Origin of the sequence: Kribbella sp. CA-247076, assembly GCF_050942445.1 — a bacterium.
Taxonomy (GTDB): Bacteria; Actinomycetota; Actinomycetes; order Propionibacteriales; family Kribbellaceae; genus Kribbella.
Map to the genome: position 1 here is coordinate 6,692,042 of NZ_CP192051.1, position 20,836 is coordinate 6,712,877.

24 protein-coding genes, 1 tRNA gene and 1 pseudogene are annotated in these 20,836 nt (G+C 68.1%); 11 read left to right on the forward strand and 15 right to left on the reverse strand.

Translation table 11 applies throughout. From position 1 onward, the window contains the following. Positions 1 to 59: 59 nt before the first annotated feature. The 3 genes from ACQPYZ_RS31870 to ACQPYZ_RS31880 all read left to right on the forward strand — a co-directional run bounded on the left by ACQPYZ_RS31870 (position 60) and on the right by ACQPYZ_RS31880 (position 2,442). Positions 60 to 145: transfer RNA gene (locus ACQPYZ_RS31870), tRNA-Tyr, on the forward strand. 411 nt (positions 146 to 556) lie between these two features. Next, positions 557 to 1,624 carry a PIN domain-containing protein gene (locus ACQPYZ_RS31875; RefSeq protein WP_433162597.1) on the forward strand — a complete coding sequence of 356 codons (1,068 nt, stop codon included), beginning with the start codon at positions 557 to 559 and terminating at the stop codon, positions 1,622 to 1,624. A gap of 11 nt (positions 1,625 to 1,635) precedes the next feature. Next, a complete protein-coding gene (locus ACQPYZ_RS31880; protein WP_433162599.1) occupies positions 1,636 to 2,442 on the forward strand; it encodes a hypothetical protein in 807 nt (268 codons plus the stop codon). A 21-nt stretch (positions 2,443 to 2,463) separates the two neighbouring features. Here ACQPYZ_RS31880 and ACQPYZ_RS31885 read toward each other — a convergent pair whose 3' ends face one another. The 3 genes from ACQPYZ_RS31885 to ACQPYZ_RS31895 form a co-directional block, all read right to left on the reverse strand. Next, positions 2,464 to 2,943 (reverse strand): hypothetical protein, encoded by a 480-nt coding sequence (locus ACQPYZ_RS31885; RefSeq protein ID WP_433162601.1) that lies wholly within the window; start codon positions 2,941 to 2,943, stop codon positions 2,464 to 2,466. Between the two features lie 324 nt (positions 2,944 to 3,267). Then, positions 3,268 to 4,155: an aminoglycoside phosphotransferase family protein gene (locus tag ACQPYZ_RS31890; protein ID WP_433162603.1), complete on the reverse strand. Its 888-nt coding sequence runs from the start codon at positions 4,153 to 4,155 to the stop codon at positions 3,268 to 3,270. 48 nt (positions 4,156 to 4,203) lie between these two features. Further along, positions 4,204 to 4,620, reverse strand: coding sequence for a VOC family protein (locus ACQPYZ_RS31895; protein WP_433162605.1), 417 nt, complete (start codon positions 4,618 to 4,620; stop codon positions 4,204 to 4,206). 81 nt (positions 4,621 to 4,701) lie between these two features. Between ACQPYZ_RS31895 and ACQPYZ_RS31900 the strand changes: the two genes are divergently transcribed. Continuing rightward, a complete protein-coding gene (locus ACQPYZ_RS31900) occupies positions 4,702 to 5,088 on the forward strand; it encodes a DoxX family protein (RefSeq protein WP_433162607.1) in 387 nt (128 codons plus the stop codon). Positions 5,089 to 5,123: 35 nt separating this feature from the next. On the opposite strand, the gene ACQPYZ_RS31905 is transcribed toward ACQPYZ_RS31900, so the two are convergent. Then, complete coding sequence (locus ACQPYZ_RS31905) at positions 5,124 to 6,014, reverse strand: RNA polymerase sigma-70 factor (protein WP_433162609.1); 891 nt, start codon at positions 6,012 to 6,014, stop codon at positions 5,124 to 5,126. A 147-nt stretch (positions 6,015 to 6,161) separates the two neighbouring features. Here ACQPYZ_RS31905 and ACQPYZ_RS31910 point away from each other — a divergent pair, with 147 nt between their 5' ends. Continuing rightward, positions 6,162 to 6,644, forward strand: a complete 483-nt coding sequence (locus ACQPYZ_RS31910) for a carboxymuconolactone decarboxylase family protein (RefSeq protein ID WP_433162611.1) — start codon at positions 6,162 to 6,164, stop codon at positions 6,642 to 6,644. Positions 6,645 to 6,835: 191 nt separating this feature from the next. Further along, a complete protein-coding gene (locus ACQPYZ_RS31915) occupies positions 6,836 to 7,936 on the forward strand; it encodes a hypothetical protein (protein WP_433162613.1) in 1,101 nt (366 codons plus the stop codon). Here ACQPYZ_RS31915 and ACQPYZ_RS31920 read toward each other — a convergent pair. Together ACQPYZ_RS31920 and ACQPYZ_RS31925 are read right to left on the reverse strand one after the other, a co-directional pair. Then, complete coding sequence (locus ACQPYZ_RS31920) at positions 7,933 to 8,952, reverse strand: lactonase family protein (RefSeq protein ID WP_433162615.1); 1,020 nt, start codon at positions 8,950 to 8,952, stop codon at positions 7,933 to 7,935. The two genes, ACQPYZ_RS31915 and ACQPYZ_RS31920, sit on opposite strands and share 4 nt — an antisense overlap. A gap of 60 nt (positions 8,953 to 9,012) precedes the next feature. Further along, positions 9,013 to 9,534 carry an N-acetyltransferase family protein gene (locus tag ACQPYZ_RS31925; RefSeq protein WP_433162617.1) on the reverse strand — a complete coding sequence of 174 codons (522 nt, stop codon included), beginning with the start codon at positions 9,532 to 9,534 and terminating at the stop codon, positions 9,013 to 9,015. 19 nt (positions 9,535 to 9,553) lie between these two features. Between ACQPYZ_RS31925 and ACQPYZ_RS31930 the strand changes: the two genes are divergently transcribed. After that, positions 9,554 to 10,462, forward strand: a complete 909-nt coding sequence (locus ACQPYZ_RS31930; protein ID WP_433162619.1) for an arylamine N-acetyltransferase family protein — start codon at positions 9,554 to 9,556, stop codon at positions 10,460 to 10,462. Here the strand turns inward: ACQPYZ_RS31930 and ACQPYZ_RS31935 are convergent. From ACQPYZ_RS31935 to ACQPYZ_RS31965, 7 genes and pseudogenes are all read right to left on the reverse strand, one after another. After that, complete coding sequence (locus ACQPYZ_RS31935; protein ID WP_433162621.1) at positions 10,382 to 10,801, reverse strand: hypothetical protein; 420 nt, start codon at positions 10,799 to 10,801, stop codon at positions 10,382 to 10,384. The two genes, ACQPYZ_RS31930 and ACQPYZ_RS31935, sit on opposite strands and share 81 nt — an antisense overlap. Positions 10,802 to 10,855: 54 nt before the next feature. Then, the gene (locus tag ACQPYZ_RS31940) at positions 10,856 to 12,307 is read right to left on the reverse strand and encodes an NADH-quinone oxidoreductase subunit N (protein WP_433162623.1); all 1,452 of its coding nucleotides are present in this window, start codon (positions 12,305 to 12,307) and stop codon (positions 10,856 to 10,858) included. Continuing rightward, on the reverse strand, positions 12,304 to 13,830 hold the full coding sequence (locus ACQPYZ_RS31945) for a complex I subunit 4 family protein (protein ID WP_433162625.1): 1,527 nt from the start codon (positions 13,828 to 13,830) through the stop codon (positions 12,304 to 12,306). The genes ACQPYZ_RS31940 and ACQPYZ_RS31945 overlap by 4 nt, the downstream gene beginning before the upstream one ends. Next, on the reverse strand, positions 13,827 to 15,590 hold the full coding sequence (locus ACQPYZ_RS31950; RefSeq protein WP_433162627.1) for an NADH-quinone oxidoreductase subunit 5 family protein: 1,764 nt from the start codon (positions 15,588 to 15,590) through the stop codon (positions 13,827 to 13,829). The genes ACQPYZ_RS31945 and ACQPYZ_RS31950 overlap by 4 nt, the downstream gene beginning before the upstream one ends. Next, the gene (gene nuoK, locus ACQPYZ_RS31955; RefSeq protein ID WP_433162629.1) at positions 15,587 to 16,003 is read right to left on the reverse strand and encodes an NADH-quinone oxidoreductase subunit NuoK; all 417 of its coding nucleotides are present in this window, start codon (positions 16,001 to 16,003) and stop codon (positions 15,587 to 15,589) included. The genes ACQPYZ_RS31950 and nuoK overlap by 4 nt, the downstream gene beginning before the upstream one ends. Before the next feature lies 1 nt (position 16,004). After that, positions 16,005 to 16,499, reverse strand: coding sequence for an NADH-quinone oxidoreductase subunit J family protein (locus ACQPYZ_RS31960; RefSeq protein ID WP_433162631.1), 495 nt, complete (start codon positions 16,497 to 16,499; stop codon positions 16,005 to 16,007). Positions 16,500 to 16,771: 272 nt separating this feature from the next. Continuing rightward, a pseudogene (locus tag ACQPYZ_RS31965) lies at positions 16,772 to 16,963 on the reverse strand (4Fe-4S binding protein); the annotation flags it as partial. A 329-nt stretch (positions 16,964 to 17,292) separates the two neighbouring features. On the opposite strand from ACQPYZ_RS31965, the gene ACQPYZ_RS31970 reads away from it, so the two are divergent. Continuing rightward, complete coding sequence (locus ACQPYZ_RS31970; RefSeq protein WP_433162632.1) at positions 17,293 to 17,538, forward strand: hypothetical protein; 246 nt, start codon at positions 17,293 to 17,295, stop codon at positions 17,536 to 17,538. A gap of 1 nt (position 17,539) precedes the next feature. Here ACQPYZ_RS31970 and ACQPYZ_RS31975 read toward each other — a convergent pair whose 3' ends face one another. Beyond that, the gene (locus ACQPYZ_RS31975; RefSeq protein ID WP_433162634.1) at positions 17,540 to 18,520 is read right to left on the reverse strand and encodes a helix-turn-helix transcriptional regulator; all 981 of its coding nucleotides are present in this window, start codon (positions 18,518 to 18,520) and stop codon (positions 17,540 to 17,542) included. Between the two features lie 153 nt (positions 18,521 to 18,673). Here ACQPYZ_RS31975 and ACQPYZ_RS31980 point away from each other — a divergent pair, with 153 nt between their 5' ends. Both ACQPYZ_RS31980 and ACQPYZ_RS31985 read left to right on the forward strand, forming a co-directional pair. After that, a complete protein-coding gene (locus ACQPYZ_RS31980; RefSeq protein ID WP_433169799.1) occupies positions 18,674 to 19,027 on the forward strand; it encodes a RidA family protein in 354 nt (117 codons plus the stop codon). Positions 19,028 to 19,101: 74 nt separating this feature from the next. Further along, complete coding sequence (locus ACQPYZ_RS31985; RefSeq protein ID WP_433162636.1) at positions 19,102 to 19,575, forward strand: DUF488 family protein, N3 subclade; 474 nt, start codon at positions 19,102 to 19,104, stop codon at positions 19,573 to 19,575. A gap of 38 nt (positions 19,576 to 19,613) precedes the next feature. Here the strand turns inward: ACQPYZ_RS31985 and ACQPYZ_RS31990 are convergent, their stop codons facing one another. Next, positions 19,614 to 20,537 carry a DUF4241 domain-containing protein gene (locus ACQPYZ_RS31990; protein WP_433162638.1) on the reverse strand — a complete coding sequence of 308 codons (924 nt, stop codon included), beginning with the start codon at positions 20,535 to 20,537 and terminating at the stop codon, positions 19,614 to 19,616. A gap of 65 nt (positions 20,538 to 20,602) precedes the next feature. Here ACQPYZ_RS31990 and ACQPYZ_RS31995 point away from each other — a divergent pair, with 65 nt between their 5' ends. Next, the gene (locus tag ACQPYZ_RS31995) at positions 20,603 to 20,833 is read left to right on the forward strand and encodes a hypothetical protein (protein ID WP_433162640.1); all 231 of its coding nucleotides are present in this window, start codon (positions 20,603 to 20,605) and stop codon (positions 20,831 to 20,833) included. The last annotated feature ends 3 nt before the right edge of the window (positions 20,834 to 20,836 follow it).

A 20,836-nucleotide genomic window follows, 5' to 3' on the forward strand; every position in this document is an offset into this window, starting at 1 on the left:
GTCAGGGGCACTCTCTGTTGTATCGTCTCCCACGCCGGTTCACGAACCGGCAGCACCCTGGCGGGTTGCCCGAGCGGCCAAAGGGAGCAGACTGTAAATCTGTCGGCGTATGCCTACGCAGGTTCGAACCCTGCACCCGCCACCAGCGAGAAACCAGCCCCTGACCTGCGAAAACGCAGCTCAGGGCCTGTCTCATGCTGTCCGGCTGTGTCCGGCTGTCACCGGCGATCTACGGCCGTCTGTGCGGAATGCCTGCGGAAGTTGCCGCGCTCCAGGCGCGCTACGACTCGAAGTCCTGTATTGGCTGACCGTAGCTGCGGCCGTCGACGAGCATGACAGCCTGCAGGGGCTCCCACAGTCGGCTACGCGAACAAGCCCGGCAAAACGGAGGCTCTCGCACTGGCTGGCTCCGATGTGGTGGTCCAGGCGATGGCTGATGTGACTGCCGCAATCCTCTGAGACACGCTCCAAGCTGGTCTCCGGTCTCCATTGAGGCCAGAGTGTTGCCCACGCCGCTGGCTTGTGCTGAGGTCCGCTACGACTGAAAGGCGAGATAGTGATCATATTCGATACGAATCAGCTTCGCGGATTGCCGCTGACGGGATCCCTAGCAGCGATGCTGGTGGCAATCGCAACTGATGCTGGCCAGACCTTGGCTATCTCGAAAGTCACGGAAGACGAATATCGCTCGGCGCGCAGGAGAGAGTATCAACAGCGACTTGATAACGTCCTTTCGTCGATCAAATCGCTGCGGAAACTGACGCCAGGCTGGCAACCTCCGGAGCTGGGGTTTCCGCCCGTGGAATCGCTTGTCGAGCGCGACCTAAGTCGCGTGACGGAGATCTTCACTGTGCTGCCGCTAGACGGCGATGACGCGATTGAAGCATTGCAACGCGAGGCGGATCGCAAACTTCCGGCCTCTCAAGATGCTGAACCTGGAACGGGCGGCCGTGATGCGGCGATTTGGCTAACCACTCGGCGGCAGTCGACAACCGATGGAAAACCCGTCTACCTCGTGTCCGCCGACTCCAAGGCTTTCGGCAAGCGATCACTACATTCGGACCTCGCAACTGAAGCTGCTGCTAACAGCGCCGAAGTGATTCTCTGCCCTAGTGTTGCCGACCTGCTCGATCAGTTCGCAACCAAGGACTCAACAAATATCGACGTAGCTGCGCTACTTGAGAGCACAGAATTGGCGGACTCCGTTCGTCAACTACTAGGCGCCTCTAGCTTCCTCGAAGCAGCAGCAGTTGTCCCCGAAGGGGAGTCAGCGTTTGAGAGCGACGGCGTCCATGATCTTTCTCTGCGCGACGCTGCGGATATCCAGGCATACGAAGTTCGAGGGGAAACTTGGATTGCGGTCCGAGGCACGTGGACGGGCAGGCGGAACATGATACGCAAACTTGCTGGCGGGTCGGTGGTCGAAGACTGGGAGGTCGACCTTGACCAAAGGATCAGCCTGCTCGTGCGCGTTAGCGACGGCCAGATTCGAGGCGCAGATGTGGTGAGCTTGGGCTCACCAAAGGCTGAGGTGAAGAAGAAGTCCGTCACTGTGCATCTCGGGACCGCACACGAGATAGACACTGCATTCCCAGTTACGATCGAGCGTGTCGAGTTGGGTTGATGGAGGTTCGAGTGAGCGCCGATTCTGAAAATCGCCCCGACGGCTTTGATGTAGCGGAAGTCAATTCGTCGCAGCCTAGGCAGATGTTGGCGGCAGTGACAGGTGGTGTCCATCCGACCCGGCTCGGATGGACGCTTGAGGACTCCGTTAAGTTCAAGTTCCTTGGCGCCACCTGTGAATTGTTCATCCGCCACGGCGTCTTCAACATGTTCATTGAGGGTGATCGGCCCGAGGATTTTGCTACGTTTCTAAACCAGATCCACTCGATGATACAAGGATCGCTTGATTCACTGGGATTCTTCATGGCGGCACCTCTTCGTGGTGAGATCCTGTCCATGATTGTGGACGGTGTCGAATTGCATCACCGTGACCTACAGTGGGAGCAATTGTTGCCCGAAGGGTCGGATCGGGCGCGCGTTGAGGGTGTGAGACTTCAGCCATTTACGAATATGGCCATATCGGAGTCGTCCGTGCGGCTCGCACTCGCGGATCTGCGGTCGGCACTCGACTCTCCAGGTGAGACCGTGATGCTGTGCTTTCGAGCTATCGAAAGCATTCGGCACTGGTTTTTGGATGGTGAACCAGACGACGACTCTGCTCGCAAGCGATCGTGGCAAGCGTTGCGGACTCAACTGGACATCAGTCGTGACGAGATCAGGCCGTTGGAGGATATGGCGACTTCCCGTCGTCACGGCGCCGAACCGTTCGCGACCGAGCAGCAACGCCTGGATGCCTTGCTGTTGGCGAGAAAGATCGTGGAGCGCTTCGTCGCCTATCGCGTATCCACCACCACGGATGCCCACACGGCTGGCGACTAGAGGCCACCGTCAGCCAGCGAATTACGAGGCGCGATTGCCTTGCGTAGCGGGAAGTTCGCACTGGATGGCAACGGACCAATCACGACCGCTCGGTCCAGGTGTCGTTAGGCGGAAGGTCGCGGTGCCGGCGTCCGGGCGCGACCTTCGGATGGCGTAGCTTTCGCCTGACCCGACAGGCCATGCGAAGCGATCGATCCGCCTAGTGCCAGCAATGCTGTCTACAAGTTGATGTCCTACGGTGCCGATCTCAAGAACGCCTCTCACTACGTCGCTGGGGCCGTCGTTAATGAAGGTGATCGCGTCACTACCGTCTTCGACCAGATGATGCCAGGCCCGGATCTTCGGCCGCTGCATGTCGTGCCATTGCTCCTCGATGATGCGGAGCTGATCTCGAGCTGCGGTGGCTTGTGCGCGAGTCGCGCTGGCCTGGATGTAGGTGAAAATTGCGCTCAGGGCGCTGACCACTATCGCCACGATCGACAGGATCGTTGCCAGTTCCATGCGACGCGATGCTAGTGCGCTCGGCGGTCACAACCGGACTCGCCACGCTTGCAGTACTGGGGCCAGGATGCCCAGCAGGTGCTGCACGTCCCGAGCGTTGTGTGCGGAACTGCTGCGGAAGGCGCGCCCTAGGTGCGCTCCGACGCAGGTCAGAGTGGGGGCATCACCCCTCTGTAAATCTGTCGGCGTATGCCTACGCAGGTTCGAACCCTGCACCCGCCACCAGCACGATAGAGCCTCTGACCTGCGAAAACGCAGCTCAGAGGCTCTCTTGCTGTTGGGGGTGGTGTTTGACCGTTCGACAGCGTGGTGGCGGTCGGGTGACTACGCCGTGAGGCGGTCTGCTTCGGTCAGGAGCTGATGGCCGAAGGGCTGGAAGTTGATGCTGGTGGCGTAGACGCCGCTGAAGACCCGGTGGATGGTTCCCCATTCCCAGATGGCGGTGGCATCCACGCCCGTGCGCGAAGCCAGTCGCACGGTGCGCGCCCTGAGATCGTCGCCGAGGTCCGGGGTGCAACGCACGATGGTGCCGAGATCGCAGGCCGGTTCGGCCCGCAACCCGGCCGGATCGATGAGCTTGTAGCTGCCGTCACTCGCCTGCAGGGCGTTCATCTCGTGGATGTCACCGTGGACCAGGACCGCGGTCCGATCGTCGTGGGCGACGCGACGACGATGCATGCAGCTCAGCGCGTCCGCCAGGGTGGCCGGCGAACACGGTCGCCCGGCCTGCTCCCAGAGTTCTGGCAGCCGATCGGCGTACTGCGCAGCCAGCGTCGCGCCGGTTGGAAGGTCGATGTCAGGACCGACCGGACGCCACAGGCGAACCGCGACTTCGCACAGCAAGTCGTGACGGCTCGCACGGTCGGCCACGATGTCGAACATGGGGGCCCCGAGGCGCTCCAGCAGAAGCGCTTGCCGACCCAAGTCCGCGCGCAACAGCTTGGCGCATGCACCTCCGTTCGCCAGGCGCAACACCGTGGCCTCCGGACCGACGTCGTGGCCTGGCACACCGATTTTGAGGACTGCCGGAGTGCCGTCAACCGTCGTCACCGCGACGGCCAGGGCGGCGTGACCGCCCGCGAAGCTCGACCCGATCCTAAGAGACCACTCCTGTGCCAGCGAGTCGACCATACCCGGCAGTTCGTCCAGCCAGGATTGGTTTCCGTCGGCCACCACCTTCTGGCGGACCTGGTCAGGAATGTCGAGGCTCACATCCGTCAGCCTACAGACGGAAACTGCGGGCACGACCCGCCGCCGACGTTATTCGGGGGCGCCCCAGACCAGGCAGAATTCGTTGCCTTCGGGGTCTCTGAGGGTTTCCCAGAGGGGGCCGTCGTAGATGTCGGGGGCGGGGGTGGCGCCCAGGTCGAGGGCGCGGGCGATTGCCTCCTCCTTGGCCGACGGCGGGACGTAGAGGTCCAGGTGCAGGCGGTTCTTCTTTGACTGCTTGGTCTCAGGGACCTGAATGAAGTCGAGGCGGACCCGGCCGCCGTGGAGTTGGGTGACGCCGGGCTCGGGGCTGCGGAGCTCGCCGCCCAGCAGCGCCTGCCAGAACCCACTGAGCCGGCCCGCGTCGGCACAGTCGATCGCCACCGCATCGATCACCGGCACCGGCCGGTACGGCGTGCCTGCGTCGGGTCCTCCAGCGACGCGGTCTCCCATTTCTTCGTCAGCCACCGCCTCAGCCTAGTGAGATGTCACAGCTCTGGCGTGGTCGGCGTCTCGTGGGGGAGATACCGATGAAGGTGGAGAGCTGTTGTGGATGTTGTGTTGTGGGTTGTGGCCGGGGTGCTGGCGGTTGCGTACTTCGCCGGCGGCAGCGGGAAGGTCCTCGTCCCGAAGGAGAAGATCTACGCGTTCGGGCCGAGTGCGCACTGGACCGAGGACTTCAGCCCGGCCGCGGTGAAGGCGATCGGCGTGCTGGAGGTGCTGGGCGCGATCGGGTTGATCCTGCCGGCCGTCCTCGACATCGCGCCGGGGCTGGTGCCGGTGGCCGCGGTAGGACTGGCGCTGATCATGGTCGGCGCCCTGATCACCCGGGGACGGCGGCGTGAGTACAAGCTCATGGCCGTGGACGCCGGCTATCTCGTCCTGGCCGCGTTCGTCGCCTGGGGCCGGTTCGGACCCGAGTCGTTCACCGCGTGAAGGCGCCGGCAGCCCCCTCGATGCCGAGAGGGCTGTCAGCGCGTGACCGGGGTTTCGAGCTCGACGCGGGAGAGTTTCTCCGGGTTGCGGACGACGTACAGGCCGGTGATGAGGCCGTCCTCGATGCGCATGGCGACGACGTCGTCGATCTCGTCGCCGATGCGGATGATGAGAGCCGGGCTGCCGTTGATCTGGACGGGCTCGACCGTGACGTCGCCGGGAAGCTTCGGCAGGCCGGCCTCGAGCAAGCGCGCGACCTTGTCGGCGCCCACGATCGGACGCGGGACGGCCTGGCGTACGCCGCCGCCGTCGCCCATGAGTACGACGTCCGGCGCGAGCAGATCGAGCAGACCCTGCAGGTCGCCGGTCTCGATGGCGTGCTGGAACGCCTGGACCGCACCCCGCGACTCGGCCGCCGATACCAGTCCGCGAGGACGGCGGGCGGCGACGTGGTTCCGGGCCCGGTGGGCGATCTGCCGTACGGCGGCCGGCGACTTGTCGACCGCCTCGGCGATCTCGTCGTACTCGAGGGCGAAGACCTCGCGGAGGACGAAGACGGCCCGTTCGGTCGGGGTCAGGGTCTCGAGGACGAGCAGCATCGCCATCGAGACGCTCTCGGCCAGCTCGACGTCCTCGGCCACGTCGGGGGCGGTCAGGAGCGGCTCGGGCAGCCACGGGCCGACGTACGACTCGCGCCGGCGGCCGAGGGTGCGCAGCCGGGTGAGCGCCTGCCGGGTGGTGATCTGGACCAGGTACGCGCGGTGGTTCCGGACTTCGTCGAGGTCGACGTCCACCCACCGCAGCCAGGTCTCCTGCAGGACGTCCTCCGCGTCGGCCGCCGAGCCGAGCAGCTCGTAGGCGACGGTGAACAGCAGGTTGCGGTGCGCGACGAAGGCCTCCGTCGCGGTGTCCATACGCTGGTTCATCCAAGCTCCCGTCTCACTGTCTCATGCACGGGACGCCGGCAACCCCGGCTGTGTGACATCCGGTCGAGGTGGCGCACGTCACAGTCACAGCGCCGGAGCGGCCGACATCTCGTGGTCGTACGGATGCCACGAGATGAGGACGACGCTATGCGATTCAACCTGATGGAGAACGCGTTCGCGCTGCGGCTCGGCAAGCGGATGGCCGGTCTGCACCAGCTGCTCGAGCAGTCGGCCCTGCCGAAGTCGACGCAGGAGCTCGTCAGCCTGCGCGCCAGCCAGATCAACGGCTGCGGCGCCTGCATCGACATGCACACCAAGGAGGCCGCGGCCGCCGGGGAGACGTCGGTCCGCCTGCACCTGGTCGCCGGCTGGCGCGAGTCCACGGTGTTCACCGAGGCCGAGCGGGCCGCGCTGGCCCTGGCCGAGGAGGGCACCCGGCTCGCGGACGCCCACCACGGCGTGTCCGACGAGACCTGGGCCAGGGTGCGCGAGCACTACGACGACGACCAGATCGCCGCTCTGGTGATCCTGGTCGGCCTGATCAACGCGGCGAACCGGATGCAGGTGATCGTCCGCAACCCGGGCGGCTCGTACCAGCCCGGCATGATGACCCAACTCGTCGACAACTGAGCCCGTCGACAACTGGTCTGTCGACACCTGAGCCCGTCGGGACCTGGCCTGTCGACACCTGGTCCGTCCACACCCGAGCGCGTCGACATCAGGTTTGTCGACAATCGACAGCTCTGCGCCCGGCCCACCGGAATAGCGGTGGGCCGGGCCGTGGTTTCCTCTGAGGACCGACAGTTCGAGAGGAGCGGGCGTTGAAACCGACCGAGTTCGTGAAGGTGAACACTCAGTTCTGGGGCGATCACCTCAAGAGTGTGAGTGACCACCTGCCGGGCAGCCACGCCGGCGAACTGCCGGGCCAGCTCCTCTACCCCCGGATGATGGTGCTCACCGAGACCCCGGACTGGAACATCGTCGAGCTGGTCGGTGTGAGCCGTGAGTACCGTTCCCTCGAGGTACGGCGGCAGAAGTCGACCAGCATCGAAGAGTACTTCGGCCTCGGCGACGGCTCCCCGGTCCTCTCGCTGCCCGGCGAGAACATCGTCAAGGACGCGACCGTCGCCACCGAGACCGCCCGCCGCGACCTGGTCGACTGGTTCCCCGGGATCGAGAAGATCCTCGGCACCGAGCACGTCGGCCCCGGCGACCAGCTGCTCCGGTTCACGCCCGGCAACTACTCCACCTTCGACCGGGTCCTGCTCGCGCACTCCGCGGGCCGGTCCGTCCGGCTGCACTGGACGTTCTTCGCGCTCGCGATCCACCGGTCCGAGCCGGCCGGCAAGTACCTGGACTTCCTGCGGAACTTCGCGAACGCGGCCCCACACCTCGACCCGGTCGGCACGGTCAGCGCGCCGCGCGGCGACGAGGGCCTGAAGAGCGAGGCCTTCACCAGCACGTACCTCGCGCACGGCCTGCAGAACTCCACCCCGGAGACCTTCCTCGCCGAGCACGAGAACATCCTGCTCGCGGCGTACGACGCCACCCGCCTCATCCCGCGGCCGTCACTCGAGGGCCCGGACGGCACCATCACCCCGGACTTCATCCTGGAGCGCGCCGACGGCACGCACATCGTCGGCGACCTCGCCCTCCCGCTCCGCGAGCCCGGCAAGAAGCACCGCCGCTCGGCCACGGTCCGCGAGAGCGCGGCACAACTCGCGACGTACGCCGGGTACTTCGACGACGCCGAGAACCGCGCCTTCGTACAGACGAAGTACGGCGTCGAGGTCAGCGAACCCCGCCGCCTCCTCATCGTCGGCAGCCACCAGCCCGTAACCGCCGACGACCTCACCGCCACCTCAGCCGAAATCGTCGACTACGACACCACCCTCCGCCTCTACCTAGCAGCCAAGTCCTAGACCGGCAGGATGCAGACGGGCTTCGGCCAGGTGACCGGGTCGCCCTCAGGGGTGAGGGTGCCGGTGGTGGGGGTGCGGGTGAAGGTGGCGATGGTGGAGGAGCGTTCGTTGGCGGCGTACAGCGTGGTGCCGTCGTTGCTGAAGGCAAGGTGCCGGGGCCAGTCGCCGCCGGAGGCGATCGTCTGTACGAGCTCGACCGACAGGCCGTCGGCGGCGATGGCGAAGACGGCGACCGTGTTGTCGCCGCGGTTCGAGCCGTAGAGGAAGCGGCCGTCGGCGGAGATCAGCAGCTCGGCCGGGAAGTTCTCGCCCGGGGAGTCGGCCGGCCGGGTGGACGCGGTCTGGACGATCTGCAGCTTCCCGTCGGCGTAGCTGCACACGGTCAGCGTGGAGTCGAGTTCGTTGATCACGTACGCCGCGCCCGCGCTCGGGTGGAACACCAGGTGCCGTGGACCGGCGCCCGGGTGGATGTGCAGCCGGTCGACCTCCTCGAGCCGGCCGTCCTCGGTCAGCGTGTTCACGTAGACCGAGTCCGAGCCGAGGTCGACGTCGAGCGTGTACGTGCCGGACGGGTCGAACGCGATCTGGTGCGCGTGCGGGCCCTCCTGGCGCTCCTGGTTCGGCCCGGTGCCCTCGCGCTGCAGCACCTGGGTGGCTTCGCCGAGCGAGCCGTCCGCCGAGATCGGGTGGATCGCGACCGACCCGGACGTGTAGTTCGCCGACAGCAGGAACCGGCCGGACGGGTCGATGTCGAGGTGGCACGGGTGGTCGCCGCCGGTCGGCTGCGTGTTCAGCGGCTGCAGCCCGCCGTCCGGCTGGATCGCGAACGCGCTGACGCTGCCGTTCTCGGTCTCGTTGGTGACGTAGAGGAACCGCCCGTCCGCGGACCTGACCAGGAAGGACGGGTCGGCGGTCGTCGCGACCAGCCCGAGCTCCGCCAGCGGCCCGAACCCGACGCCCTCGCCGCCGCCCGGCTGACTCGTGTAGCTCCCGACATAGATCCGCTCAGAAGTCATGGCCCTACCCTGCCAGGTCACGGCGGCGACGGCATGCCGTGTCCATGTCCAAGTCCCCAGTTAACGCAGCCGCAACCCGTAGAGCGCCGACCCCGAGCCCAGCTCCGGCACGAGCACCTGCCAGCCCTTCCGCCGGTACAGCCGCGGCGCCGGCCGGTCGTCGACGTACGTCGACAGCAGCGCCCGCTCGTGGGGAAGGTCGGCCATCAGCGCGTCGTGCAGCGCGCTCCCGACCCCACGGCCCTGCGTCTCCACCGCGACCGCCAGCTCGACGAACTCGAAGTGCCCGCCGACCCACTCGTCCACGATCTCCGCCGGCGCAGTCTCGGCCAACCGGTCCGACCACCACTGCCCGCGCTGCCCGGTGTACCCGTACGCGAACCCGACGACCCGGCCGCCCGACCGGGCCACGACCAGCTTGAACCCGTCCCGCTGGGAGTGCAGCGGCAGCTGCTCGTTCCCGAACCGCTCGGCCCGCGCGGGCTCCTCGTCGTACCCCGGCGCGCCGAAGGCGGACAGGTAGACGGCCGCAAGCTGGGGCGCGGCCTGCAGCGACTGAGGTACGTCGAGTACGTCGATCATCCCGCCTAGCCTAGGGCGCGTGGACACTCAGGCGTTCCTGCGAAGGATCGGAATCAGCGAGTACGACGGCCCGCCCCGGCTGGAGGCGTTGTCGCGGCTGCACGAGGCGTACGTCGACCAGGTGCCGTACGAGTCCGTGCAGTTCCAGCTGACGCCGGGTGACCCACTCGACCCCGACAGAACCGCGCGGCGGATCGTCGCACGAGAGACCGGCGGCTACTGCTTCCAGCTGAACGGGACGTTCGCGCTCCTGCTGACCGAGCTCGGCTACCGAGTGCGGATGCACCGCGGCGGCGCGCAGACGGCGAACCGGCCGGGCGACGTCGATGCCAGTCATATGGTGCTGACGGTCAGCGGGCTGGTCGAGGATCCCGAGCGCGTCTGGCTGGTCGACGCCGGCCTGGGTGAGGCGTTGACGCGCCCGATGCCGCTGGAGGTGGGCAGCACGTACCAGGAGCCGTTCGCGCTGGGGTTGCGGCCGTCCGAGAAGACCGACGGCTGGCGGCTGGACCACGACCCGCGGGCGAACCTGATCGGCATGGACTTCGAGTCCGCCGCGGTCGGCCTGGACGCCTTCGCCGCTCAGCACGCGACCCTCTCGACCGACCCGGAGTCGCCGTTCCGCCGGCTCGCGTCCGCGTTCCGCCGGAAGCCGGCGTCGGTCGTCGTACTGCGGTCTGTCGGTTTGAGCGAGATCTTCGCCGACCGGATCGACACCTCGACGCTCGAGAACCCGGCCGACTATTTCGCCGTCCTGGCGGACGTGTTCCATCTCCCGCTCCCGCACTTCAGCCGCGCCGACCGGGACCGGCTCTGGCGGCGCGTGTGGGCGCAGTACGAGGACTTCCTAGCGGCTGGTCCGGAGAATGAGGATGGCGGTCGAGCCGTCGGCGGCCTTGAGGGCGAGGGTGTGGGATCGGTCGCCTGATCCCCAGCCGGCGACACCGTTGCCGCTGGCACTGACGTCGAACGCCGAGCCGTTCGCGTGCTTGCCGGTGAGCCGCACCTTGCCGTCCACCACCGTGACCGCGATCGGAAGACCCTCGACGGTGAGCGTGGCCGACTCGCGTACCAGGACCTCACAATTGCCGTCCGCGCAGGCCGCATAGTTCTGCCCGTCCGCTGCGGCCGGGAACGGCGTCGTCGCCGCAGCCTCACCGCCGGCGGTCCCGACGGTCCCAGCACCCCCAGCCGTCCCCCCGTCGTCGGACGAACAAGCGGTCAGCGCAACCACTGCCAGCGCTACGAGAACTCCGCGTGCGATCACCCGCAGCAGCCTAGGCAGCGAGAGGCCGACCCGGGCGCGCTTGTCCTGAAGGTGTCAGGTGGCGAGCGCGAAGAGCGTGCTGGGGAGGACCGAGAGTACGGCGGCGGTCGCGGCGCACAGCGAGATCATGGCGACCGCCGGGGACTCGATGTCGACCGAGAACGGGTCGTCGGCCGGCAGCCGGAACAGTTCGGCGACCCAGCGGAGGTAGACCGCCAGACCGATCATCACGTTGATCGCCATCACGATCGCCAGCCAGCCGAGATGCGCGTCGATGACCGCCTGGAACGCGGCGAACTTGGTGAACAGCCCGGCGAGCCCCGGCGGCAGGCCGGCAAGCACGACCAGGAAGAAGATCAGCGCGACCGCGAGCCCCGGCTCGGAACGCACCATGCCGCGATAGTCCGACAGCAGTCCGCCCGGCCGGTGCCTTTGCACAACGGCGACCGACCCGAACGCGCCCAGCGTGACCACGACGTACGCCGCCAGGTACCCGACCACGGCCTGGGCGTCACCGACCGCCAGGGGCGCGAGCAGGAAGCCGACCTGACCGATGGACGACCATGCGAGCAGCCGGACGGCTTCCACCTGACGCAGTGCGGCCAGGTTGCCGACCGTCATCGTCACGGCGGCGAGTACGGCGACCACCGTCCGCAGGTCGGATCCGTTCGGGGCGATCCCGGACGTCACGAGGACGAGCAGACCGGCGACGCCGGCCGACTTCGACACGACGGCGAGGAAGGTGGTCACCTCGACCGGCGCACCGACGTACGTGTCCGGCAGCCAGGCGTGGAAGGGTACGGCGGCGATCTTGAAGGCGAAGCCGACGATCACGAACAACCCCGCCGCGAACGCGACCCGCTCGAGGTCCGGGTCGAGCCCGTTGAGCCGGTTCGCGATCGTGGTCAGGTAGAGCGAGCCGGTGACGCCGTACAGGTAGGAGATGCCGAACAGCATCACCGCGGTCGACAGCACCGACACCAGGAACGCCTTCAGCGCACCCTCGGAGCCGCGGCGGTCGCGGCGCAGGGCGACCAGCGCGAAGCTGGGCAGTGACACGACCTCCAGGCCGATCACCACCGTGGCGAGATCCCGCGCGCCGGCGAGCACGGTGGCGCCGACGAGGGCGCTGAGCAGCAGGAAGTGGTACTCGCCGATCGGGATGTCCGACGCCAGCAGCCGGTACGCCGAGAGGCCGACGACCCCGAGCCCGCCGATCAGGAGCACCGCCCACAGCCCGGCCGTCATCGGCTCGAACACCAGGCTGCACTCGGCCGGCCCCTCGACCGCCTGCCGGCAGAACGCCGGCTTGAAGTCGTCCCGCTGCGCCCACACGAACACCAGCCCGAACAGGATCACCGCGCCGGTCAGCAGCGTGATCACCGTGTGCCGGAGCTGCGCCGAGGCACTCCGCCAGAAGCCGTCGATCAGCAGTACGGCGACCGCCCCGATCGCCAACGCGAGCGGCACAGCCACGGCCTGCCAGTCAGTCCATGAGAGCGTCACAGGCTGCTCCACTGGTGGAGGAGGAGGCCGGGCCAGACGCCGAGGAGGACGGTCAGGACGATAAGCGGGGTCCAGGTGATCAATTCGATCCGGCTCAGGTCGACCGCGAAGGCGGAGGCGGGGTGCTCGGCGGGGTCACCCTGGCAGAGGTTGCGGACCAGGCGGAGGAAGTACGCCGCGGTCAGCACGGTCCCGAGGCCGGCGATCACCATCAGCACCAGGTAGGTGGTCCGGGGCAACAAATCGTTGGGGTCGTACGCACCGAGCAGGACCAGCATCTCGCCCCAGAACCCGGCCAGCCCCGGCAGCCCGAGCGACGCGAGGCAGGCGAACGTCAGCAGCGCCCCGATCCGCGGCAACCGCGCGTACAGCGCCCGCCCGATCGCCCGCAGGTCGCTGGTGTCGTGCCGGTCCTTGATCGCGCCGGCCAGGAAGAACAGCAGGCCGGTGATGATCCCGTGCGCGATGTTCGCGAACAGCGCGCCGCGCAGTCCGGCCGGCGACAGCGTGGCGATGCCCAGCCCGATGAAGCCCATGTGGCCGACGCTCGAGTACGCGATCAGCCGCTTCACGTCGGTCTGCGCCAGACACGCGAGCGACCCGGCGACGATCGCCACGGTGGAGAACCCGGCCAGGTACGGCGCGATCGTCACGGTCGCGTCCGGAAGCACCGGGACCAGGATCCGGATCATGCCGTACGTACCCAGCTTCAGCAGCACGCCCGCGAGCAGGACCGACCCGACCGTCGGCGCCTTCGCGTGCGCGTCCGGCAACCAGATGTGCAGCGGCCACAGCGGCACCTTGACCGCGAGACCGACCGCGATCAGGACCGCCGCGGCCAGTGGGATGCCGTGTCCACCGAGCACCGGCGTGTTCGTCAACTGCACGATGTCGAACGTCCCCGCCTGCCGGTAGACGAGCAGGAACCCGAGCAGCATCAGCGCCGACCCGAGCACTGTCATCAGCACGAATGTGTTCGCGGCCCGCTTGCGCCCGGCCGGGTCGTGGTCGTCGCCCCAGATGTCGATGACCAGCCACATCGGGATCAGCACGAGCTCGAAGCAGAGGAAGAACAGCACCAGGTCCATCGCCGAGAACGTGCCGATCACGCCGGCCTCGATGACCAGCAGCAACGCGATCAGCGACCGGGTCCGGCCGATCCGCGGGGTGATCCGCAACGAGTACAGGCAGCAGAGGAACACCAGCAGCGCCGTCAGCACGATCAGCGGCATCGAGATCGAGTCCACCCCGACGTGGAACCGCACGCCGAGCGCGGGGATCCACGGCACGTTCGTCACCGCCTGCAGCGGCCGGACGCCCTCGCCGAGGACCTCGTCGAGCAGGTCCGAGTACGCGAACCAGCCACCGGTCGGCCAGAGCAGCACCGACCCGACCAGCACGAGCCCGGAGATCACCGAGCCGTAGAGCGCCGCCAGCCGATCGCCGACCGCCGCCGGCACCGCCCACAACGCGAGGGCCGCCAGCAAGGGCAACGCGAGGATCCCCAGCAAGATCGCGTTCACGACCCGATCACCCCAGCCAGCACCGCCAACGCGACCACGCCCACCACGGCCGCGGTCAGGTACGTCTGCACGTTCCCGGTCTGCAGTCGCCGGAAGCCCTGTGAGACCAGGGTCCCGGTGCGTCCGGTCGCCCGTACGTAGGCTCCGATCACGTCCTGGTCGCCCGCGACCGTCAGTCGGGCAAGCCAGCGCACCGGTACGGCGAACAGCCGGTGGTACAACGGGTCGACGCCGAACTCACGCTCCAGCACGACCGGCCGTGGGTCCGCGCCACGCGACCACAACGAGTACGCCGGAAGCGCACCGAGCAGCACGAGCACAGTGGTCACCAGCGCGACGATCCAGTTGAGGTGCACGCCGTCGACGTACCCGAGGACGATCGAGGCGAGAGCGAGCAGGACCAGCGGGGACAGCATCACCCACGGCGCGTCGCGCAGCTTGGACGTGTCGGGCTCGTCGATGTCGGCCATCGCGTCGTCGTCCTCGAAGGCCCCGACCGCACCGGCGAGCGCGGGCGTCCGGAAGAACACCCACAGCCACAGCCGCACGCAGTAGAACGCCGTCAACGCCGCCGTCAGGCACACCGAGACCAGCACGACCCAGCCGACGGCCGACCCGTCCCGCGCGTGCTCCCACGCTGCCTCGACCACAGTGTCCTTGGAGAAGAACCCGGCGAACCCTGGTACGCCGGCCAGCGCGGCCAGACCGACCGTCATGGTCGCGAACGTGACCGGCAACGCCTTCCGCAACCGCCCGCGGCGCGTGTAGCGACGCAGTACGACGAAGGCCGCGCTGCCGACCTGGTGGAGCAGGACGCCGGCGCAGAGGAACAGCAGGCCCTTGAACGCGGCGTGCGTGACCAGGTGGAAGAGCGCGGCGTGCCGGCCGTCGTCCGTCCCCAGCGAGAGGCCGGCGAACATGATCGCCAACTGGCTCACGGTCGACCAGGCGAGCACCCGCTTCACCTCGACCGCGGCCATCGCGCACAGCGCGGCGAACAGCATCGTCACCGAGGCGACGATCGCGAGCACGGTCAACGTGGTCGAGGAGGCGGCGAAGACGTCGTACAGCCGGGCGATCAGGAAGACGCCCGCGGCAACCATCGTCGCCGCGTGGATCAGCGCGCTGACCGGGCTCGGGCCCGGCATGGCGTCCGGCAGCCAGGTCTGCAACGGCACCTGCGCCGACTTGCCGACCACGCCGACCAGGAGCAGCAGCGTGCCGGTGGTCAGGACACCCGAGGACATCTGGCCAGGGTCGAGCTCCGAGATCCGGAACGTGCCGGCACCGACGCCGAGGACGAAGATGCCGAAGAGGAAGCCGACATCGCCGAGCCGGGTCATCAGGAACGCCTTGACCGCGCCGGAGCGGGCGTCGCGGCGCTCCCAGTAGTGACCGATCAGCAGGTACGAGCACGCGCCCATCACCTCCCACCCGATCAGCAGCAGGAACAGGCTGTCCGCGACCACGACCGTCACCATCGCCGCGGTGAACAGCGTGACCAGAGCGTGGTACGACGCCGGTCGCTCGTGCAGGTAGCCGAGGGAGTACACCTGGACGCAGGTCGCGATCACCCCGACCACCGCGAGCAGCAGCACGGTCAGGTCGTCGGTGCGTACGGCGAAGCCGAGGGTGAGACCGTCGATCGACGAGTTCAGGAACGACCCCTGGTCGGGCTCGGCGCCCGCCAGCAGACCGGCGAGCAGCACCACGAGCAGGGAGAAGCCGACGCCGGTCACGCGCCAGACGGTCGCGATCACGTGGCCGCACCCTTCTGCTGCTTGATGGCGTCCTGCTCGGTGACGTCCTGCTCGGTGACGTCCTGCTCGGTGACGTCCTGCTCGGTGACGTCCTGCTCGGTGGCGTCCTGCTCGACGAGGTCGCGGGCCGCGTCCGCGTCGACGTGACCGTGGCCGCGGAACAGCAGCAGCACGATCGCGAGACCGAGCCCGATCTCGGCCGCGGCCAGCGTGATCACGAACACCGCCAGCGTCTGGCCGGTCGCGAGCCCGTCCAGCCGCCAGGCGTCGAACGCGACCAGGTTGAGGTTGACCGCGTTGAGCATCAGCTCGAAGGACATCAGCAGAGTGATCGCGTTGCGGCGCGCGAGGACGCCGTACACGCCGATGCAGAACAGCAGGACCGCCAGCAGGAGCGGGAGGATCAACGGCACGTCAGTCCTCCTTCTTGCGCTGGGACAAGGCGATCGCGCCGATCAGCGCGGCCAGCAGCAGCACCGAGAGCACCTCGAACGGCAGCACCCAGGTCTTGAAGACCGCCGTCCCCACGGCCTCCGCGGACCCGTCCGGCACCGGCTCGATCTTCTCGTTGCCGAAAGCAATGACCACGCCGGTGCCGAGGAGCAGCGCCAGCGCTCCGGCGACCACGGCCGCGAACGGACTGCGCCCGGACGTCAACGTGGGCAGCGGATTCGTCGGGGCCTTGGTGAGCATGAGGGCGAACAGGACGAGTACGACGATGGCGCCGACGTACACCAGGATCTGGACGAGCGCGACGAACTCGGCGTGCAGCGCGCCGAAGCAGCCGGCCACCGCGCCGAGGGCGACGACCAGCCAGAGGGCGGCGTGCACGATCCGGCGCGAGGTGACGACGATGACGGAGGCGACGAGAGCGACAGCTCCGGCGATGCAGAAGAGTGCGGTCGTCACGCCCCACCCTCCGGCGCAGACGCCCCGGGCGCAGACGTCCCCGGCGAGGCTGTCCCGTTCGAGGCTGTCCCGTTCGAGGCTGTCCCGGGCGAGGCTGTGCCCGGCGGACGTGTCGCCGGTCGAGCCGTTTCGGCTGGGGCGGTTTCCTCGGCCGTCACGGTCGGGCCCGGGTCGATCGGCTGCGGCGCCGGCACCGTCCACATCCAGTCGCGGAGGCGTTCCTTCTCGTGCGTCAGGTTGCGGATGTCGGTCTCGGCGTACTCGAACTCCGGCGACCAGAACAGCGCGTCGAACGGGCACGCCTCGATGCAGATCCCGCAGTACATGCACAGGCTGAAGTCGATCGCGAACCGGTCCAGCACGTTCCGGCTGCGCTCCCGGGCCTGCTCACCGACCGACGGCGCGGTCTCGGTGTGCGAGTCGATGTAGATGCACCAGCTCGGGCACTCGCGGGCGCAGAGCATGCAGGAGGTGCAGTTCTCCTCGAGCAGGGCGATCACGCCCCGGGTCCGCGGCGGCAGCTCCGGCTGGACGTCCGGGTACTGCTCGGTGACGGAGCGGCGGGCCAGGGTCTTGGCGGTGACCTTCAGCCCCTCGATCAGCCCCTTGCCAGGTACACCCACGCCTCCTCCTCCCGTCAGTAGGACCCCTGCTAGCAGGACACTAGTCGTTCCCGGCGCAAACTGCCGCGACCCGAGGCCTCCCAGCCCTGCAGCCGTACCCGACCTTACTGAAACCGGCCGCCGCGCCGACTCCGGTTTCGAGGTGCCGCCGGCGCCTCTACCTTCGGGAGATGGGGAGGTTCCAACCGCTGCTGGGCGCCGCTGTGTTCGGCGCCTTCGTCATGGTGGTCGCGAACGTGGTCTTCGCCTGGTTCGCGAGCGGACCCGACCACTACGAGTGGACCGATCCCGCGATCTTCATGAGTCCGTTCGCGGCCGCGTTCGGCGCGATCGCCGGTGCTGCCGTGGCGGCGCTGACGAAGCGGCCGCCGCCGCGGCGGCCGGACGGCCGGCGGGACAAGCGCAAGTACCGGTAGGTCATCGGACCGGGTTTGGGTCCATGTAACGACTGGCGATCTTGGTGGCGCGGTTGCGCAGGGCGGTTCGCAACGACTGTGGGGAGAGGGCTTCCGCGTCCGTGCCGAGCTGCCACAACGCCCATACGGCGTGTCGGGAATCCTGGAACGTCACCTCGAGTCGAAGCCAGCCGTCCGCCTCCGGCTCCTCGGCCCGGACCGCCACCGCAGTGTCGAGCAGGTCCTCCCGTCGCGCCGGGCTCACCCGAACCTGTACGGCGAGATGCCCGTCGGACAGGAACTGCGCGCAGCGCTCCCGCCAGATCCGGTCGAGGTCGACCCGGCTCGGCCGTTGCGCCGGCTCGGGGAGCTCTTCGGCGGCCAGCACCCGCGACAGCCGGTACGTGCGGTCCGCGCCGGATCGCGTGGCCAGTAGGTAGACCCGGTCCCGGACCGTCACCAGGCCGATCGGGTCGACCGTGCGCCACTGTGGTTCCTGGTCCGAGGCCGCGTAGTGGATACGCAACCGGTGTCCGCCGAGCACGGCACGCCGTACCTCGATCATCGCGGCGGGCGCCACCTCCTCGGTGACCAGCCGGCGGGAGAGCAGGTCGGTCTCGGGCTCGACCAGGAAGCGCTGGGCCGCGTCGCTCGCGGTCGCCCGGTGGCTTTCGGGCAGCGCGTCGACCACCTTGCGCATGGCCGAGGCGAGCGCCGAGCCGAGGCCGAACACCTGCTCGCCGCGCCCCGATCCGGCCGTCAGCAAGGCCAGCGCCTCGTCGTGATTCAGTCCGGTCAGCTCGGTCCGGAAGCCGGGCAGCAACGAGAACCCGCCGTGTCGTCCACGCTCGGCGTACACCGGTACGCCGGCCGCCGACAGCGCCTCGATATCGCGCAGCACGGTCCGGGTGGACACCTCCAGCTCGCGGGCCAGCGTGTCCGCTGTCAGCCGGCCGCGCTGGCGCAGCAGCAAGACCAGCGAGACCAACCGGTCGGCGCGCATACGGGGAAGGTAGCAAAATACATGACGAAGGGTGTCGTGATTTGCCGGAAAGCTCGGGCTCCGTGGGCAGCGGCGACGGGCCGCTGACGCTTGAATGGAGCAGCTGTGGCAACAGAACGAACGGCAGTCAACCCGGTGAAGTGGTCGGTGGAGATGGGGTTCAATCAGGGCGAGGTCGTCTCGGGACACACCCGGACCCTGTACTGCTCGGGGCAGACCGCGATGAGTGCCGACGGCAAACCCCAGCACGACGGGGACATGGCCGCGCAACTGGCGCTGAGCCTCGACAACCTGGAGGCGGTGCTCGGGGAGGCGGGGATGTCGCTCGCGAACCTCGTCCGGCTCAACGTCTACACCACCGACGTCGACCTGCTTTTCCCGCACTACGGCGTACTCGCGTCCCGGCTGGGCGCCGCCGGGGTCGCGCCGACCACGACCATGCTCGGCGTGACCCGCCTGGCGATCCCGGGTCAGCTAGTCGAGCTCGAGGGAACGGCTGTCGCGTGATGCTTGCCTCCGCTGCTCGTCTTCGCACGGGCAGCGGGGGCCTGTCCAGGAGGTGATTGCCGATGGTCCGATTGTTGACAATCGGCGTTTACGGGTTCGACGCCGAGTCCTTCCTGCGGGAGCTACGGCGGGCTGACGTTCGCCTGCTGCTCGACGTACGCCAGCGCCGCGGTGTCCGCGGACCCAAGTACGCCTGGGCGAACTCACTCCGCCTCCAGGCCGCCCTCGCTGAGGCGGGGATCGCCTACGAGCACCACCCCGAGCTCGCCCCGACGACGGAGCTACGCCAACTCCAGTACGCCGAAGACGCCCGCCAAGGAGTCGGCAAGCGCACCCGCCACGAACTGTCGCCCGCCTACACCCACCGCTACACCACCGAAATCCTCGACCACGCCGACCTCACCCCGCTCATCACGTCCCTTCCCACCCTCGGAGCCACAGCCCTCCTCTGCGTGGAACGCGACCCCGAAGCCTGCCACCGCTCCCTCATAACCCACCGCCTAACCACCCACCCCAACATCACGATCGACCACCTCCGCCCGCGCTGACCTGAACCGACCCACGCTGCTCTGTGGAGGGGTTCGGGTTAGGTGTGGCGGTAGCCCTCGTGGAGGGTCAGTTCGAGGACGGACCCTGGTGGAGGCGGGGCTGCGGGTTTCCAGCTTTGGGTGTGTTGGTCGTCGGTCACAGTGAGGCTCAGGTGGTGTCCGTCCATGAGGACCGTGCCGTCTGGTGCGAGGACCCGGAGTTTGCTGAACGCGTCGCCTCGGTGGGTCAGGATGAACGTGCCGCGGTTCGCGATAACTTCCAGGCCGTGCTCGGCCAGCTCGGGAGCGTTCACAGTGCCCGGTCGCCAGGGGACGGTGACAACGCGGACCTTGTCCTCGGCGAGTACGAGGAAGTCGACGACGAGTGAGGTGATCGTGCCGTCCTCGGCCACTCCCCAGTAGCACGGGTACGCGCCGTCGCCGTACCCGCTCGTCACGATCACCGCATCGTTCACCTCGCCGGTGAGGCTGAACACCGAGCCCCTGCAGTCCGCGAGCCGCTCGGACTGCTCCTGGAACAGTTCCTCGACCTGCTCGGCTTCGCAGCGTGCGAGTGTCGCGACGTCGAGGATCACGACGTTTCCGGCGTCGACCCCGATGATATTCGACCCGCCGGCCAGTTCCGCGGGATGCCAGCTGACCGCCGGGGCCTCGGAGACGATCAGGCGCAGTGCGACGTTCGTACCTGCGGTGCCGGAGACCTCGGCCCGATAGGTGCCGGCGTGCAGCCGTCGGGTCAGCGGTGCCAGGCCGAAATCGCCGTACCCGAAGTCCCGGACCGTGAGCACACCCGAGCCGCTCGTGACTTCTCCGAGCTGAACGACCTCCAGGGCGACCGGCTCGCCGAAGGGTGCTACCTGACGCCCGGCCACGAACAACCCCGGCAGGTCGAGCTCCAGGTTTGCGGGCAACTCCGGCAGGTCGGCGTCGAAGCTTGCGGCGCTCACCTCACCCTGACTCACGAGGTGACAGTACCGGCCGCAGGCATCCGGTTCTCACAGGGCGGCAGCGCGCGTACGGTCGGCAGATGGGCAGGTACTACCCGCTGGTGGGCGCGGTCGTCGGAGCTGTGGCGATGGTCGCCGCCAACGTCGCGTTCGCCTGGTTCAATACCGCGCCTACCCACTACGAATGGACTGATCCCGCGGTGTTCCTGAGTCCGTTCGCGGCAGTCATCGGTGCCTACCTCGGCGCCGTGATCGGCCATCTCGCTCGACGCCGCGCACGACGACGTTCCGCGGGATCCGAGAACGGGTGAAGC

Excerpts from the sequence above, each read along its gene's own strand:
- ACQPYZ_RS31885 (WP_433162601.1), bottom strand. The coding sequence starts at position 2,943 with ATGGAACTGGCAACGATCCTGTCGATCGTGGCGATAGTGGTCAGCGCC.
- ACQPYZ_RS31905 (WP_433162609.1), bottom strand. The coding sequence starts at position 6,014 with ATGAACCAGCGTATGGACACCGCGACGGAGGCCTTCGTCGCGCACCGC.
- ACQPYZ_RS31910 (WP_433162611.1), top strand. The coding sequence starts at position 6,162 with ATGCGATTCAACCTGATGGAGAACGCGTTCGCGCTGCGGCTCGGCAAG.
- ACQPYZ_RS31920 (WP_433162615.1), bottom strand. The coding sequence starts at position 8,952 with ATGACTTCTGAGCGGATCTATGTCGGGAGCTACACGAGTCAGCCGGGC.
- ACQPYZ_RS31925 (WP_433162617.1), bottom strand. The coding sequence starts at position 9,534 with ATGATCGACGTACTCGACGTACCTCAGTCGCTGCAGGCCGCGCCCCAG.
- ACQPYZ_RS31970 (WP_433162632.1), top strand. The coding sequence starts at position 17,293 with ATGGGGAGGTTCCAACCGCTGCTGGGCGCCGCTGTGTTCGGCGCCTTC.
- ACQPYZ_RS31975 (WP_433162634.1), bottom strand. The coding sequence starts at position 18,520 with ATGCGCGCCGACCGGTTGGTCTCGCTGGTCTTGCTGCTGCGCCAGCGC.
- ACQPYZ_RS31980 (WP_433169799.1), top strand. The coding sequence starts at position 18,674 with ATGGGGTTCAATCAGGGCGAGGTCGTCTCGGGACACACCCGGACCCTG.
- ACQPYZ_RS31995 (WP_433162640.1), top strand. The coding sequence starts at position 20,603 with ATGGGCAGGTACTACCCGCTGGTGGGCGCGGTCGTCGGAGCTGTGGCG.